This is a genomic window from Sphingomonas trueperi (assembly GCF_040545665.1).
In the GTDB taxonomy this organism is placed as follows: Bacteria; Pseudomonadota; Alphaproteobacteria; order Sphingomonadales; family Sphingomonadaceae; genus Sphingomonas; species Sphingomonas trueperi_B.
Genome location: NZ_JBEPMH010000001.1, coordinates 1,368,495 through 1,383,164, shown reverse-complemented (window position 1 = coordinate 1,383,164; position 14,670 = coordinate 1,368,495). Strand labels below are relative to the sequence as shown.

Genomic DNA, 14,670 nt, shown 5'->3' with positions numbered 1-14,670 from the left:
GATGGAAAACACGCTTGCGCCCGGCCTCTATATCGTCGCCACTCCGATCGGCAATCTCGGTGACCTGTCGCCGCGCGCCAGCATGATACTCTCACAAGCCGATGTGGTTGCAGTGGAAGACAGCCGCGTGACCGCCGGGCTGCTCCGCCATATCGGCGTGAAGCGGCCGATGCAGCCCTATCACGACCATAATGCCGATGCGGTGCGCCCGGACCTGATCGCGCGGATGGGCAGCGAGGCGGTGGCGCTGGTCTCCGACGCTGGCACGCCGCTGATCTCCGATCCCGGCTACAAGCTGGTCCGCGACGCCCGCGCCGCGGGGCACACCGTGGTGACGATCCCCGGCCCCTGCGCCGCGATCGCCGCGCTGACGCTCGCGGGACTGCCCACCGATCGCTTCTTCTTCCTCGGCTTCCTGCCGAGCAAGGCGCATGCGCGGGCGGAAGCGATCGCCGAAGTGGCCGCGATCAAGGCGACTCTGGTGCTGTACGAATCGGGCCCGCGCCTGTCCGCCTGCCTTTCGGCGCTCGCCGAGGGTCTGGGCGACCGCGAGGCGGGCGTCGCGCGCGAGATCACCAAGAAGTTCGAGGAGTGCGTGACCGGCACCCTCTCCACCCTCGCCGCCCGCTATGCCGAGGCGCCGCCCAAGGGCGAGATCGTCATCGTCGTCGGCCCACCCGGCGAAGCGCCGCCCGCAACGCTGGAGGACGGCGAGGCCGCGCTGGTGGAGGCGCTCACCCGCCTCCCCGCCTCCAAGGCAGCGGGCGAGGTGGCCAAGAAGCTCGGGCTGGACCGCAAGGCGCTCTACGCCCGCGCGATGGAACTGAAGGGGTGAGGGACCGCCGCGCCGCCGAGCTGCGTGGCCGCGACGGCGAGCGCCGGGCCGCCTGGTGGCTGTGGCTGCGCGGCTGGCGCATCCTCGACCAGCGGGTGCGCACCCCCGCGGGCGAAGTCGACATCGTGGCAAGGCGCGGCACCCTCGTCGCGTTCGTCGAGGTGAAGACCCGCAAGTCCGCCGCCGAACTCGACTATGCGATCGACGAACGCCGGCTCGCCCGCGTCGCCGCCGCCGCCGAACTGCTGATGCCGCGCTATGCCGGGCCCGGCGACGATATCCGCGTCGACGTGATCCTCATTGCCCCGCGCACGCTGCCTCGCCATATCGAGAACGCCTGGATCGGGTGACCTAGCCCGGCAAGACACCCAAGGAGGCCGCATGCTTACCGTCGCCGTGCAGATGGACCCGCTCGATTCGATCAACATCGCAGGCGATTCGACCTTCGCGCTGATGCTCTCCGCCCAGACGCGCGGGCACACGCTGTTCCACTACGCCCCCGAGGACCTGAACTACAGCGCCGGCCGCGTGTGGACCAAGGCGCATCCGGTGACGGTGCAGCGCGTCGAAGGCAATCATTTCAGCTTCGGCGATCCGGTGAAGCTCGATCTCGGCGACGCGGCCGACGTGGTGCTGATGCGCCAGGATCCGCCCTTCGACCTCGGCTATATCACCGCGACCCACCTGCTCGAGCGCATCGCCGATCGCACGCTGGTAGTGAACGACCCCGCCCAGGTCCGCAACGCGCCCGAAAAGGTTTGGGTACTCGATTTCGCCCAGTTCATGCCGCCGACGCTCGTCACCCGCTCGGTCGAGGAAGCGAAGGCCTTCCTCGCCGAGCATGCCGAGATCGTCGTCAAGCCGCTGCACGGCAATGGCGGCAAGGCGATCTTCAAGATCGGCCGCGACGGCGCGAACCTCTCCTCGCTGATCGAAGTGTTCAACACCGCCTATCGCGAGCCGCACATGGTGCAGGCCTTCCTCCCCGACATCGCCAAGGGCGACAAGCGCATCGTGCTGGTCGACGGCGAGGTCGCGGGTGCGATCAACCGGCTGCCGGGCGAGGGCGAGATCCGTTCCAACCTCGCGGTCGGCGGCTCGGCGGCGAAGACCGAACTGACCGACAAGGAGAAGGAAATCTGCGCCGTGCTGGGGCCCGAACTCCGGAAGCGCGGGCTCCTTTTCGTCGGCATCGACGTTATCGGGGGGCAATGGCTGACCGAAATCAACGTCACTTCGCCCACGGGCATCGTCGCGATCGACCGGTTCAACGGCACCGACACGGCGGGCATGATCTGGGATGCGATCGAGGCCCGGGTGGCCGCACGCGCCTGATCGGGGCTTGACGCGATGGGTGTGATCCTCGGCTGGGGCTATTGGGGCATCTTCCTGCTGATGGTGCTCGAGAACGTGATTCCTCCGGTCCCCTCCGAGGCGATCATGGGGATGGCGGGAATCGGCGCGGCGCGCGGGCATTTCGATCCCGTGCTGCTGGTGCTGGTCGGCACGCTCGGCACGGTGCTCGGCAACCTGTTCTGGTGGGAGGTCGGGCGACGGCTCGGCTATGAACGGCTGCAGCCCTTCGTCGCGCGCTGGGGCCGCTGGCTCACCGTCGAGTGGCACGATGTCGAGCGGTTCAAGGGCTATTTCGATCGCTGGGGCGGGCCGACGATCTTCGTGTTCCGCTTCATGCCCTTCGGCCGCACGATCATCTCGCTGCCCGCCGGGCTGATGCACATGCCGTTCTGGAAATTCTGCCTTTATACCGCAGCCGGCAGCGCACTGTGGAACGCCGCCCTGGTCGGCGTCGGCTACGGCCTGGGGGCAGCGATCGCCGAGATCGACCGGTTCGTCACCCCGGCCATCGTCATCGGCGTGGTCGCGATGCTGATCTTCTATGTGTGGCGGGTGCTGACCTGGAAACCGCGGGCGGCCTGACCGGCTCTAACCATCGATCAGGTGCGGCACGAACCGGGCGGTGTTGCCGGTAATCAGCCCGTCCTCGCGGATACCCATGCCGACCGCGACGCCGTCCACCACCCAGGACCCGATCACCGGATAGCCGGCGCCAAAGTCGCGCAAGGGCTGAAAGCGCTGGTAGATCCAGCCCTGCTCGACATAGTCGCCCTCGCTCTCCGCGACGACCTTGTCGCCCCAGCGAATCGAGACGTTCGCACCCTCGCGACCGAACAGCGGCTTGGCGACCTGATCGCCGCCGATCGGCCGCGTGCCCGCCTCCAGCAGGTTGGGATGGCCGGGAAACAGCTCCCACAGGACCGGGAGGATCGCCTTGTTGCTCCACAAGGTCTTCCAGATCGGCTCGATCCAGCGCGTGGTGCCAAGGCTCTCGACCAGCATCGGCGCGAATTCTTCGGCCAGCAGCCATTCCCAGGGGTAGAGGTGGAAAGCGGTCTCGATCCGTCGATCCGCGCCATCGACGAAACGGCGCGCGGCATGGTTCCAGCCGATCGCCGCCATCTCCACCGGCAGCGTCGCGAGCCCCGCCGCCTCGGCCGTGTCGCGCAGATAGGCGATGGTGACGCTGTCCTCGCCCGCGGCATCCGCCATGTGCGCGAAGTGGACCGGTCCTTCCCCGAGCAGCGGCGCGATCGCGCGCCATTGGGCAACCAGCGCCTCGTGGATGCCGTTATACTGGTCGAGCCCAGGAAACACCGCCTCCTTCCAGTCCCACTGGACCACCGCCGCCTCGAGCAGGCTGGTCGGCGTGTCGCAGTTGAACTCGAACAGCTTGGGCGGCCCTTCACCGCTATAACCGAGGTCGAAGCGGCCAAAATTGAGCGCAGGCGGCTCGGCTTCCCATGCCGCCGCCACCGCGTCCCAGGCAGGACGCGGGATGCCGAGCTCGCCGAGGCGGCCCTCGGCGATCACATGCTCGCCCGCCGCCAGATAGAGCCGATACAGTTCGGCACTCACCGCCTCGATCTCGGCAACCTCGGCGGCGGTGAAGACGTAGCAGGCGCTTTCGTCCCAATAGGGCTTGCCGTCGAGGCTGTGCCAGACGAGCCCGAGCGCTTCCACCCGCGCCTGCCAGTCGGCCCGCGGCGCCACCGTCGTGCGGCGCATCAGCCGCCCTTGCTGCCGAAGGACCCGCCGATCCTGCCGAATCCACCGCGCGTCACCGCCTCTGGTCCGCCATAGCGCACGCCGCTGGCGGGCTGGAACGATCCGCCCCGTGCCGCCTCGCCGATCGCGGGCACGGTCGAACCCTTGCCGGCATAATAGAAATGCCCGCCGCCATGACCGCCGCCGCTGCGGCCGCAGTTCACATCGGCGATGCGCCGCCCCGCCGCATCGGTACAATAGCGCACCGGCTGGTTGGCCACGTTGCTGCCGCCGCATCCTGCCGCGAGCAACGCCACGGAGGTCGCGGCGGTAATCCGCAGCACGCTGAAATCGGGTGATCTACGCATCATGCCCCCAGGTAGCCGCGATGCATTTCCCCATGCACCGCAAACGGCGGGCTTTTTACCGTGGCTTCCGCCCGCTGTCTCGGAAAAGCGGAACCCCGCGGCAATCCGCGGAAAACAAAGCTTATTGCTCCTGCGAACGAATTGCAAAGATATTCCTGCCCCCATACCGAATCCCGGGTTGCAGCCTCGCTATTATAGGCCTATCCCGCCCTCGCTTTCGCGGCGCATGTTCACGCGACCGCTTTGCTTGGAACCAACCAAGGAGATTCCATGGCCCGCAAGAAGATCGCGCTGATCGGCTCCGGCATGATCGGTGGTACGCTCGCGCACCTCGCCGCCATCAAGGAACTGGGCGACATCGTCCTTTTCGACATCGCTGAAGGTACCCCGCAGGGCAAGGCGCTAGACATCGCGCAGTCCGGTCCGGTCGAAGGCTTCGACGCCAACCTCAAGGGCGCGACCAGCTACGAGGACATCGCGGGCGCAGACGTCTGCATCGTCACCGCCGGCATCCCGCGCAAGCCGGGCATGAGCCGCGACGACCTGCTCAAGACCAACCTGGGCGTGATGAAGGCCGTGGGCGAAGGCATCGCCGCGCACGCGCCCGACGCGTTCGTGATCTGCATCACCAACCCGCTCGACGCGATGGTGTGGGCACTCCGTGAGTTCTCGGGCCTGCCGCACCAGAAGGTCGTCGGCATGGCCGGCGTGCTCGATTCGGCACGCTTCCGCCACTTCCTCGCCGAAGAGTTCAAGGTCTCGGTCGAGGACGTCACCGCTTTCGTGCTCGGCGGCCACGGCGACACCATGGTCCCGGTGATCGAATATTCGACCGTCGCCGGCATCCCGGTGCCCGACCTGATCAAGATGGGCTGGTCCACCCAGGAGCGCATCGACGCGATCGTCGCCCGCACCCGTTCGGGCGGCGGCGAGATCGTCGCGCTGCTCAAGACCGGCTCGGCCTTCTATGCGCCCGCCACCAGCGCGATCGCGATGGCCGAGAGCTATCTGAAGGACAAGAAGCGCCTGCTTCCCTGCGCCGCGCACCTCACCGGCCAGTACGGCGTCGACAACATGTATGTCGGCGTGCCGATCGTCATCGGCAAGGACGGCGTCGAGCGCATCGTCGAGATCGAACTGAACGCCACGGCGAAGCAGAACTTCGACGTCTCGGTCGACGCGGTCAAGGAACTGGTCGCGGCATGCAAGTCGATCGACTCCTCGCTCGCCTGATCCTGCCCGCGCTCGTCGCGGTGCCGGGCGTCGCTTCCGCACAGGAAGCGATCGCCACGGCACCGACCGAGCCGGTGGCGCTGTTCCGTGCCGTGTGCATGGGCGGCAGCGCCCGGTTGACTCGCGGCATGTCCGAAGCGGCGACCTATGCGACGCTGCCGCTGCCCGCGCAGCGCGCGATCGGCATCGGCGCCTCCTCGACCGCGAACGCCGCCGATGCGCTGAAGGCGCCCGCCCCCGAACCGGCCGCGGTGCCCAACAGCATCTACCGCATCGCCGGCGGCAACACCTATCTGTTCGTACCCAAGGCCGGCACCGGCACTGGCACCCTCGCCGAATCCTGCCTGGTCCTGTGGATCGGCGGCGGCGACGATTATCTCGCGGCCCGCAAGATCGTGCTGCCGAGCGAGGAAAAGGTGCCGCTGTACGCGCGCCCCGAATCCAAGCCCGACCGCGCGACCTTCACGGCCGCTTCGTTCGGAACGACGCAATATTCGCTCGCCACGTTCGGCGGCTGGATTGCGCTGCGCTCCTTTACCCCTCCTCCCAGCGACCCGGAAAAGGCGAACTGAATGAGCATCCTCGTCGACAAGAACACCAAGGTCATCGTCCAGGGGATGACCGGTGCCACCGGCACGTTCCACACCGAGCAGGCGCTTGCCTATGGCACGCAGATGGTCGGCGGCGTCACCCCCGGCAAGGGCGGTAGCACGCATATCGGCCTGCCCGTGTACGACACGGTCGCCGAAGCCAAGGACAAGACCGGCGCCGACGCCAGCGTGATCTACGTGCCGCCCCCCTTCGCGGCGGACTCGATCCTTGAGGCGATCGACGCAGAGATCCCGCTGATCGTCGCGATCACCGAAGGCATTCCGGTGCTGGACATGGTCAAGGTGAAGCGCGCGCTCTCCGGCTCCAAGTCGCGCCTGATCGGCCCGAACTGCCCGGGCGTGCTGACGCCGGGCGAGTGCAAGATCGGCATCATGCCGGGCTCGATCTTCTCCAAGGGCTCGGTGGGCGTCGTGTCGCGCTCGGGTACCCTCACCTATGAGGCGGTGTTCCAGACCACCAATGCGGGCCTCGGCCAGACCACGGCCGTCGGCATCGGCGGTGATCCGGTCAACGGCACCAACTTCATCGACGTGCTCGAGCTGTTCCTGGCCGACGAGGCCACCCAGTCGATCATCATGATCGGCGAGATCGGCGGCTCGGCCGAAGAAGAAGCGGCGCAGTTCCTGATCGACGAGGCCAAGCGTGGCCGCAAGAAGCCGATGGCCGGCTTCATCGCGGGCCGCACCGCCCCTCCGGGCCGCCGCATGGGCCATGCCGGCGCGATCGTCTCGGGCGGCCAGGGCGGCGCCGAGGACAAGATCGCGGCGATGGAAGCCGCCGGCATCCGCGTTTCCCCCAGCCCCTCGCTGCTCGGCGAGACGCTGCTGGAAGCGCTGAAGGGCTAAACTGCAACGGTAGCGCTCCTATATAGGTGGGGATGGGAGCGCTAACACGAACGGAAGCATGATCATGGGCTATGAAGGCCTCGACTTCGACGACATCGCCGGCGGCGTGAGCCCCGGCTTCGTCGAGACCCTGTACCGGCGCTACAAGAGCGATCCGGCCTCTGTCGAACCGAGCTGGCGTGCCTGGTTTGAGGGTCTCGAATCCACGGCCTCCGGCCCCAGCTGGCAGCGCGCCAACTGGCCGCTGACCGAAACCGACGCGCTGACGGCCGGGCTCGACCCCACCCAGATGGAGCCCGCGCCGAAGCCCGCCAAGGGCGGCGCCCCGGCCAAGCCGGCCGCCCCCGCCGCCTCGACGGCGGACGTGACCAAGGCCGCGGAAGATTCGATCCGCGCGATGATGCTGATCCGCACCTACCGGGTGCGCGGCCATCTCGCCGCCAATCTCGATCCGCTGGGCCTCGCCCGCCAGAACCTGCCCGCCGACCTGACGCCGGAATATCACGGCTTCTCGGGCGCAGACCTCGACCGCCCGATCTATCTCGGTGGCGCGCTCGGCCTGCAGCACGGCACGGTGCGCGAGATCGTCGCGATCCTCCAGGCCAATTACTGCGGTAATGTCGGCCTCGAGTACATGCACATCGCGGATGTGGAGGAGCGCCGCTTCCTCCAGGACCGGATGGAAGGCAAGGACAAGGAGATCAACTTCACGCCGGACGGCAAGAAGGCGATCCTGTCCAAGGTGATCGAAGCCGAGCAGTGGGAAAAATTCCTCGGCAAGAAATATGTCGGCACCAAGCGGTTCGGCCTCGACGGCGGCGAATCGATGATCCCGGCGATGGAAGCGATCATCAAGTATGGCGGCCAGCAGGGCGTCCGCGAGATCGTGTACGGCATGGCCCATCGCGGCCGCCTGAACATGCTCGCCAACGTCATGGAAAAGCCGTTCCGGGTGATCTTCCATGAGTTCGGCGGCGGTTCGGCCAATCCGGACGACGTTGCCGGTTCGGGTGACGTGAAGTACCACCTCGGCACCTCCACCGATCGCCAGTTCGACGGCATCAGCGTCCATATGTCGCTGGTCGCCAACCCGTCGCACCTCGAGGCGGCCGATCCGGTCGTGCTCGGCAAGGCGCGCGCGCTGCAGACGATCCGCGGCGACCTGGAAAAGCACGAGCAGGTGCTGCCGGTGCTGATCCACGGCGATGCGGCCTTTGCCGGCCAGGGCATCGTGTGGGAGACGCTCGGCTTCTCCGGTATCCGCGGCTACAATACCGGCGGCTGCATCCACTTCGTGATCAACAACCAGGTCGGCTTCACGACGAGCCCGCAGTTCGCGCGCTCCTCGCCCTATCCGTCGGACGTCGCCAAGGGCGTCCAGGCGCCGATCCTGCACGTCAACGGCGACGATCCCGAAGCCGTGACCTTCGCCTGCAAGGTGGCGATCGAGTTCCGCCAGGAATTCCACCGCGACATCGTGATCGACATGTGGTGCTATCGCCGCTTCGGCCACAATGAAGGCGACGAGCCCGGCTTCACCCAGCCGCTGATGTACCAGAAGATCCGCCAGCACCCCGGTGTGAGCAGCATCTATGGCCAGAAGCTGATCGCCGAGGGCGTGGTCGACCAGGGCTTCATCGACGAGAAGACCAACCAGTTCACCACGCTGCTCGAAGGCGAGTTCGAGGCGGGCAAGACCTATCTGCCGAACAAGGCGGACTGGTTCGCCGGCCGCTGGTCGGGCCTGGGCGCGCCGTCGGACGGCGAGGGCTCGCGCCGCAATGTCGAGACCGGCATCGAGAAGAAGCTGTTCGACAGCCTCGGCCGCACGCTGACCACGGTCCCCGAGGATCTCGAGATCCACAAGACCCTCGGCCGCGTGCTCGATGCCAAGCGCGAGATGTTCAAGTCGGGCACCAATTTCGATTGGGCGACCGGCGAGGCACTGGCCTTCGGCTCGCTGCTCTCGGAAGGCTATGCGGTGCGTCTGTCCGGCCAGGATTCGGGCCGCGGCACCTTCTCGCAGCGCCACGCCGTCTGGGTCGATCAGAAGACCGAGGCCAAGTACGTGCCGCTCACCACGGTGCCGCACGGCAGTTTCGAGGTGCTCGATTCGCCGCTCAGCGAATATGGCGTGCTCGGCTTCGAGTACGGCTATGCGCTGGCGGATCCGAAGGCGCTGGTGCTGTGGGAAGCGCAGTTCGGCGACTTCGTGAACGGCGCGCAGATCATGATCGACCAGTTCATCGCGTCGGGCGAGTCCAAGTGGCTCCGCGCCAACGGCCTGGTGATGCTGCTGCCGCACGGCTATGAAGGCCAGGGCCCCGAGCACAGCTCGGCACGTCCGGAGCGCTTCCTCCAGCTCTGCGCGCAGGACAACATGCAGGTGGTGAACATCACCACGCCGGCGAACTATTTCCACCTGCTCCGCCGGCAGATGCACCGCAACTTCCGCAAGCCGCTGATCCAGATGACGCCGAAGTCGCTGCTCCGCCACAAGATGGCGGTGTCGAGCGCCGAGGAGTTCCTGGGCGACAGCCACTTCAAGCGGATCCTGTCGGACCCCAACGCGCCGGCGGATACCGAGGTCAAGCGCCTCGTGCTCTGCACCGGCAAGGTGGCGTACGACCTGATGGAAGCGCGCGATGCGGCCGGCGACCAGAACACCGCGATCGTCCGGATCGAGCAGCTCTACCCGTTCCCGGGCGAGCCGCTGACCGAGCGGCTGAAGCGCATGCCCAACCTCGAAGAGGTGGTGTGGGCCCAGGAAGAGCCGAAGAACAACGGCTACTGGTTCTTCGTCGAGCCGCTGATCGAGCAGTGCCTGATCGACGCCGGCGGCAAGATCCAGCGTCCGCGCTATGCCGGTCGCGCCGCGGCGGCCTCGCCCGCCACCGGCCTGATGAAGCGCCACACCGCAGAGCAGGGCGCGCTCGTTGCCGACGCGCTCGGCCATAATGTCCGCGAAGAAATCCGCCGCACCCGGAAAGGTTGAGAATGGCCACCGAAGTCAAAGTCCCCGTACTGGGCGAATCGATCACCGAAGCCACCGTCGGTGAATGGCTGAAGAATCCGGGCGATCCCGTCCGCGTCGACGAGCCGATCGCCAGCCTCGAGACCGACAAGGTCTCGGTCGAAGTCCCGTCGCCGGTCGCCGGCGTGATGGGCGAGCAGATCGTCAAGGTCGGCGACACCGTCGAAGTGGGTGCGGTGATCGCGATCATCGCGGGTGAAGGTGCGGCCGCCGCGCCGGCTGCCGCCCCCGCCGCTGCTGCTCCGGCCGCGACGCCTGCCCCGGCGCCTGCCGCTGCCCCGGCCCCGTCGGCCGATGCCGCCGCGCTGTCGCCGTCGGTGCGCCGTGCGGTGCTCGAAACGGGTGTTGATCCCTCGACCGTGCAGGGCACCGGCAAGGACGGCCGCCTGACCAAGGACGACGTGATCGCCGCCGCCAGCAGCAAGCCCGCTGCGCCGGCCCCGGCTGCTGCGCCGGCGCCTGCCGCCGCTCCGGCTTCGACCGGCGGCCGCAAGGAAGAGCGCGTGCGGATGACCCGCCTGCGCCAGACCGTCGCCAAGCGCCTCAAGGAAGCGCAGAACACCGCCGCCATGCTCACCACGTTCAACGACGTGGACATGACCGCGGTGATCGAGGCGCGCGCCAAGTACAAGGACCTGTTCGAGAAGAAGCACGGCGTCCGCCTCGGCTTCATGGGCTTCTTCGTGAAGGCCGCGTGCATGGCGCTCAAGGACATTCCCGGCGTCAACGGCTCGATCGAGGGCGACGAGATCGTCTATCACGATTATTGCGACGTCTCGGTCGCGGTCTCGGCCCCGCAGGGCCTGGTCGTGCCGGTGATCCGCGATGCGCAGGACCTGTCGGTCGCGGGCATCGAGCGCACGATCGGCGATTTCGGCAAGCGCGCCAAGGACGGCACGCTCAAGATGGACGAGATGAAGGGCGGTACCTTCACCATCTCCAACGGCGGCGTGTTCGGCTCGCTGATGTCGACCCCGATCATCAACCCGCCGCAGTCGGCCGTGCTCGGCCTGCACCGCATCGAGGACCGTCCGGTCGTCCGTAACGGCCAGGTCGTCGTCCGCCCGATGATGTACCTGGCACTCAGCTACGACCACCGCCTGGTCGACGGCCGCGAGGCGGTGACCTTCCTCGTCGCGATCAAGAACGCGATCGAGGATCCGACCCGCCTGCTGATCGACCTCTGATACACTTTGTGCCCCTGCGAAAGCAGGGGCCCAGGGTTGGGAAATACATCGCTTGTGGCCCTGCGCTCCTGCTTCCGCAGGAGCACGGAACCAAGGAGAAGCCCGACGAAATCCGGCTGCGTGTACATCATGGCGAACAAGCGCAACGGCACGATCTATGTCGGATCGACCAGCGACCTGCCCGCCAGAGCGTACCAGCATCGCACCGGCATGATCGAGGGCTTCCCAAGGACAAGGGCTGCAAGCACCTTGTCTGGTACGAGGCGCATGAGGATCTGGACGGAGCGCGGCTTCGTGAACGCCAGATGAAGAAATGGAAGCGGGCGTGGAAGATCGAGCTGATCGAACGCGACAACCCGCAATGGAAGGATTTGTACGGGACGCTCTTCGGCTGAGCCGCGCGATGGCGCCGGATCGAAGAACGTCCCTCGCAACCCTGGGCTCCTGCGTTCGCAGGAGCACTGTTATGGCTGGACCCGCCCGTTCCCTTGCGAAAGCAGGGGCCCAGAGCCCCGGGCGACACGGCCGATAGTTTAAGCGCCCGCACGCGCACGCATGGAGCGGAAAATGGCTGAATATGATTTCGACGTCCTGATCATCGGTTCCGGCCCCGGCGGCTATGTCGCGGCGATCCGCGCGGCGCAGCTCGGCCTCAAGACCGGCTGCGTCGAAGCCCGTGAGACGCTGGGCGGCACCTGCCTCAACGTCGGCTGCATCCCCTCCAAGACGCTGCTGAACGCGTCCGAGCTGTTCTACGAGGCCGCCTCGGGCGCGCTCGCCAAGCACGGCGTCAAGCTCGGTTCGGTCGAACTCGACCTGCCGACGATGATGGCGGACAAGGACAAGGCCGTGAAGGGCCTGACCGGCGGCATTGAATTCCTGTTCAAGAAGAACAAGATCGAGTGGGTGAAGGGCCTCGGCACCTTTGTCGACGCGCACACCGTGCAGGTGGGCGAGCGCACCGTCACCGCCAAGAACATCGTGATCGCCACCGGCTCGTCGGTCACCCCGCTGCCGGGCGTGACGGTCGACCAGAAGGTCGTCGTCGACTCGACCGGCGCGATCGCGCTGGAGAAGGTGCCGGCGAACATGGTCGTGATCGGCGGCGGCGTGATCGGGCTCGAGCTCGGCTCGGTCTGGCAGCGCCTCGGCGCCAAGGTGACCGTGGTCGAGTATCTCGACCAGCTGCTCCCCGGCATGGACGGTGAAGTCCGCAAGGAAGCCGCCAAGATCTTCAAGAAGCAGGGCATGGAGATCAAGCTCTCCACCAAGGTGACCGGCGTTGCCGTCAACGGCGACAAGGCCAGCGTCACGGTCGAGCCCGCCGCCGGCGGCGCCGCCGAGACGCTGGAAGCCGATGTCGTGCTGGTCGCGATCGGCCGCCGTCCGAACACCGAGGGCCTGGGCCTCGACAAGATCGGCCTCGCCACCAACCAGCGCGGCCAGATCGAGACCGATCACAGCTTCCGCACCGCCGTCGACGGCGTGTGGGCGATCGGCGACGTGATCCCCGGCCCGATGCTCGCGCACAAGGCCGAGGACGAGGGCATTGCCGTCGCCGAGAACATCGCGGGCCTGACCGGCATCGTGAACCACGCGGTGATCCCGAGCGTCGTCTATACCCACCCCGAAATCGCCGGCGTCGGCCTCACCGAGGAGCAGGCGCGCGAGAAGGGCGAGGTAAAGGTCGGCAAGTTCCCGATGGCGGGCAACAGCCGCGCCAAGGCGATCGACGACACCACCGGCTGGGTGAAGGTGATCGCCGACGCCAAGACCGATCGTGTGCTCGGCGCCTGGATCATCACCGCGCCGGCCGGCACGATGATCGCCCAGGTGGCCCAGGCGATGGAGTTCGGCGCGACGTCCGAGGACATCGCGTATACCTGCCATGCCCATCCGACGCATTCCGAGGCGATCAAGGAAGCGGCGATGGGCGTGCTCGGCAAGCCGATTCACATCTGAGGGGTCACGAGTCCCCCTCACCCTTCCCACCGCCTGCGGCGGCGGGCCCCTTCCCTCTCCCACAAGGGGAGAGGGAGTTTCGATCCCCGCTCCCTCTCCCCTTGTGGGAGAGGGAGGGAGCGCCGACGGCGCGGAAGGGTGAGGGGGACATCCTCGAAGCAGAACGCCGCCGGCATCCCCGGCGGCGTTTCGCTGTTCGGGGCCCTAGAACCGCGCTAACGCCCCCGCATGACCATCTCCCTCGGCACCCATGACGCGATTATCCTCGGCGCCGGCGCGGCGGGGATGTTCTGCGCCGCGATGGCGGGCCAGCGCGGCCGCCGGGTGCTGCTGCTCGACCATGCCGAGGCGCCCGGGAAGAAGATCCTGATCTCGGGCGGCGGGCGGTGCAACTTCACCAATCTCGGCACCGCGCCCGATCGCTACCTTTCCGCCAACCCGCATTTCGCCAAGTCCGCGCTCGGCCGCTACACCGCGCAGGATTTCCTCGCGTTGGTCGAGCGCCACGGCATCGCCTGGCACGAGAAGACGCTGGGCCAGCTGTTCTGCGACGGTTCGGCGCGGCAGATCGTCGACATGCTGCTCGGCGAATGCGCGATGGGCGGGGTGACGATCGAACTAGGCGCCAGCATCACCGACGTAGACCACGCCGACGGCCGCTTCCGCGTGACGACCAGCAAGGGCATCGCCGAAGCCCCCGCCCTCGTCCTCGCCACCGGCGGCCCGGCCATCCCCAAGCTGGGCGCGACGGGCTTCGCCTATGATCTCGCCCGCCGCTTCGGCCTCAAGGTGGTCGAGCCGCGCCCAGCGCTCGTCCCCCTCACCCTCGGGCCGGACCAGGCGCTGTTCCGCGACCTCTCCGGCGTCTCCACCGCCGTGGCCGCCAGCGCCGGCAAGGCGCGCTTCCGCGAAGCGGCGCTGTTCACCCATCGCGGCCTTTCCGGCCCGGCGATCCTGCAGGTCTCCTCCTACTGGAAGCATGGCGAGCAGATCGCGATCGACTTCCTGCCCGAACACGCGAAGGGCTGGCTGCGCGACGCCAAGCGGACCGAACCGCGCCTGGGCTTGCGCACCCTGCTCAACCGGCAGCTACCCGATCGGCTCGCCACCACGCTGGCCGAGCGCATCGCCCTGCCCAGCGAGCTCGGCAATTGCCGCGACGCGCTGCTGGACCAAGCCGAGGCACAGCTGGCGGGCTGGCGATTCACCCCCAACGGCACCGAGGGCTTCGCCAAGGCCGAGGTGACCGTGGGCGGGATCAGCACCGCCGATCTTTCCTCGCAGACCATGGAAGCGCGCCGCGTCCCCGGCCTCTACGCGATCGGCGAGGCGGTGGACGTAACCGGCTGGCTAGGCGGATATAACTTCCAATGGGCCTGGGCGAGCGGCTGGGCCGCGGCCCAGGCACTGTAAGATTGAACGCCTGTTGCGCGAACAGCACGTTAGACTCTGGAAAGTTGCTTAACACCCGGTTTTCGTTTGCAAAGCTTGCTCCGGTTCGGCCAGACTTGCGCGAAGGAGCAACTATCTT

Annotated in this window: 13 protein-coding genes and 1 pseudogene; 12 read left to right on the top strand and 2 right to left on the bottom strand. The window is 67.4% G+C overall.

Annotation, left to right across the window (positions count from 1 at the left end; all coding sequences use genetic code 11):
* Position 1: 1 nt before the first annotated feature.
* Genes rsmI through ABIC65_RS06505 form a run of 4 tightly spaced genes read left to right on the top strand, consistent with a single transcriptional unit; the run spans position 2 to position 2,773 of the window.
* Positions 2-835 (top strand): 16S rRNA (cytidine(1402)-2'-O)-methyltransferase, encoded by an 834-nt coding sequence (rsmI, locus tag ABIC65_RS06520; protein WP_354307598.1) that lies wholly within the window; start codon positions 2-4, stop codon positions 833-835.
* On the top strand, positions 832-1,185 hold the full coding sequence (locus ABIC65_RS06515) for a YraN family protein (protein ID WP_116467619.1): 354 nt from the start codon (positions 832-834) through the stop codon (positions 1,183-1,185). The genes rsmI and ABIC65_RS06515 overlap by 4 nt, the downstream gene beginning before the upstream one ends.
* Positions 1,186-1,216: 31 nt before the next feature.
* The gene (gene gshB / locus ABIC65_RS06510; protein ID WP_354307597.1) at positions 1,217-2,170 is read left to right on the top strand and encodes a glutathione synthase; all 954 of its coding nucleotides are present in this window, start codon (positions 1,217-1,219) and stop codon (positions 2,168-2,170) included.
* A 15-nt stretch (positions 2,171-2,185) separates the two neighbouring features.
* Positions 2,186-2,773 (top strand): DedA family protein, encoded by a 588-nt coding sequence (locus ABIC65_RS06505; protein ID WP_354307595.1) that lies wholly within the window; start codon positions 2,186-2,188, stop codon positions 2,771-2,773.
* Positions 2,774-2,779: 6 nt separating this feature from the next.
* Here the strand turns inward: ABIC65_RS06505 and ABIC65_RS06500 are convergent, their stop codons facing one another.
* On the bottom strand, positions 2,780-3,919 hold the full coding sequence (locus tag ABIC65_RS06500; RefSeq protein ID WP_354307594.1) for a glutathionylspermidine synthase family protein: 1,140 nt from the start codon (positions 3,917-3,919) through the stop codon (positions 2,780-2,782).
* On the bottom strand, positions 3,919-4,269 hold the full coding sequence (locus ABIC65_RS06495; protein WP_354307593.1) for a hypothetical protein: 351 nt from the start codon (positions 4,267-4,269) through the stop codon (positions 3,919-3,921). The genes ABIC65_RS06500 and ABIC65_RS06495 overlap by 1 nt, the downstream gene beginning before the upstream one ends.
* Positions 4,270-4,536: 267 nt before the next feature.
* Here ABIC65_RS06495 and mdh point away from each other — a divergent pair, with 267 nt between their 5' ends.
* From mdh to ABIC65_RS06455, 8 genes and pseudogenes are all read left to right on the top strand, one after another.
* Positions 4,537-5,499: a malate dehydrogenase gene (gene mdh, locus ABIC65_RS06490; RefSeq protein ID WP_354307592.1), complete on the top strand. Its 963-nt coding sequence runs from the start codon at positions 4,537-4,539 to the stop codon at positions 5,497-5,499.
* Entirely contained in the window at positions 5,469-6,071 is a 603-nt protein-coding gene (locus ABIC65_RS06485; RefSeq protein ID WP_354307591.1) for a hypothetical protein, read from the top strand. Before mdh ends, ABIC65_RS06485 begins: the two co-directional genes overlap by 31 nt.
* A complete protein-coding gene (sucD, locus tag ABIC65_RS06480) occupies positions 6,072-6,956 on the top strand; it encodes a succinate--CoA ligase subunit alpha (protein ID WP_064310390.1) in 885 nt (294 codons plus the stop codon).
* A gap of 64 nt (positions 6,957-7,020) precedes the next feature.
* On the top strand, positions 7,021-9,951 hold the full coding sequence (locus ABIC65_RS06475; RefSeq protein ID WP_354307790.1) for a 2-oxoglutarate dehydrogenase E1 component: 2,931 nt from the start codon (positions 7,021-7,023) through the stop codon (positions 9,949-9,951).
* Between the two features lie 2 nt (positions 9,952-9,953).
* Entirely contained in the window at positions 9,954-11,177 is a 1,224-nt protein-coding gene (odhB, locus tag ABIC65_RS06470; protein WP_354307589.1) for a 2-oxoglutarate dehydrogenase complex dihydrolipoyllysine-residue succinyltransferase, read from the top strand.
* A 129-nt stretch (positions 11,178-11,306) separates the two neighbouring features.
* A pseudogene (locus ABIC65_RS06465) lies at positions 11,307-11,572 on the top strand (GIY-YIG nuclease family protein).
* 172 nt (positions 11,573-11,744) lie between these two features.
* Positions 11,745-13,139 carry a dihydrolipoyl dehydrogenase gene (gene lpdA, locus ABIC65_RS06460; protein ID WP_354307588.1) on the top strand — a complete coding sequence of 465 codons (1,395 nt, stop codon included), beginning with the start codon at positions 11,745-11,747 and terminating at the stop codon, positions 13,137-13,139.
* A gap of 228 nt (positions 13,140-13,367) precedes the next feature.
* Positions 13,368-14,552 carry an NAD(P)/FAD-dependent oxidoreductase gene (locus ABIC65_RS06455; RefSeq protein WP_354307586.1) on the top strand — a complete coding sequence of 395 codons (1,185 nt, stop codon included), beginning with the start codon at positions 13,368-13,370 and terminating at the stop codon, positions 14,550-14,552.
* Positions 14,553-14,670 lie beyond the last annotated feature (118 nt).

What these genes read in the sequence shown, in the direction of transcription:
- rsmI (WP_354307598.1), top strand. Translation starts at nt 2, where the DNA reads ATGGAAAACACGCTTGCGCCCGGCCTCTATATCGTCGCCACTCCGATC.
- gshB (WP_354307597.1), top strand. Translation starts at nt 1,217, where the DNA reads ATGCTTACCGTCGCCGTGCAGATGGACCCGCTCGATTCGATCAACATC.
- ABIC65_RS06505 (WP_354307595.1), top strand. Translation starts at nt 2,186, where the DNA reads ATGGGTGTGATCCTCGGCTGGGGCTATTGGGGCATCTTCCTGCTGATG.
- ABIC65_RS06500 (WP_354307594.1), bottom strand. Translation starts at nt 3,919, where the DNA reads ATGCGCCGCACGACGGTGGCGCCGCGGGCCGACTGGCAGGCGCGGGTG.
- ABIC65_RS06495 (WP_354307593.1), bottom strand. Translation starts at nt 4,269, where the DNA reads ATGATGCGTAGATCACCCGATTTCAGCGTGCTGCGGATTACCGCCGCG.
- mdh (WP_354307592.1), top strand. Translation starts at nt 4,537, where the DNA reads ATGGCCCGCAAGAAGATCGCGCTGATCGGCTCCGGCATGATCGGTGGT.
- ABIC65_RS06485 (WP_354307591.1), top strand. Translation starts at nt 5,469, where the DNA reads ATGCAAGTCGATCGACTCCTCGCTCGCCTGATCCTGCCCGCGCTCGTC.
- sucD (WP_064310390.1), top strand. Translation starts at nt 6,072, where the DNA reads ATGAGCATCCTCGTCGACAAGAACACCAAGGTCATCGTCCAGGGGATG.
- ABIC65_RS06475 (WP_354307790.1), top strand. Translation starts at nt 7,021, where the DNA reads ATGGGCTATGAAGGCCTCGACTTCGACGACATCGCCGGCGGCGTGAGC.
- odhB (WP_354307589.1), top strand. Translation starts at nt 9,954, where the DNA reads ATGGCCACCGAAGTCAAAGTCCCCGTACTGGGCGAATCGATCACCGAA.
- lpdA (WP_354307588.1), top strand. Translation starts at nt 11,745, where the DNA reads ATGGCTGAATATGATTTCGACGTCCTGATCATCGGTTCCGGCCCCGGC.
- ABIC65_RS06455 (WP_354307586.1), top strand. Translation starts at nt 13,368, where the DNA reads ATGACCATCTCCCTCGGCACCCATGACGCGATTATCCTCGGCGCCGGC.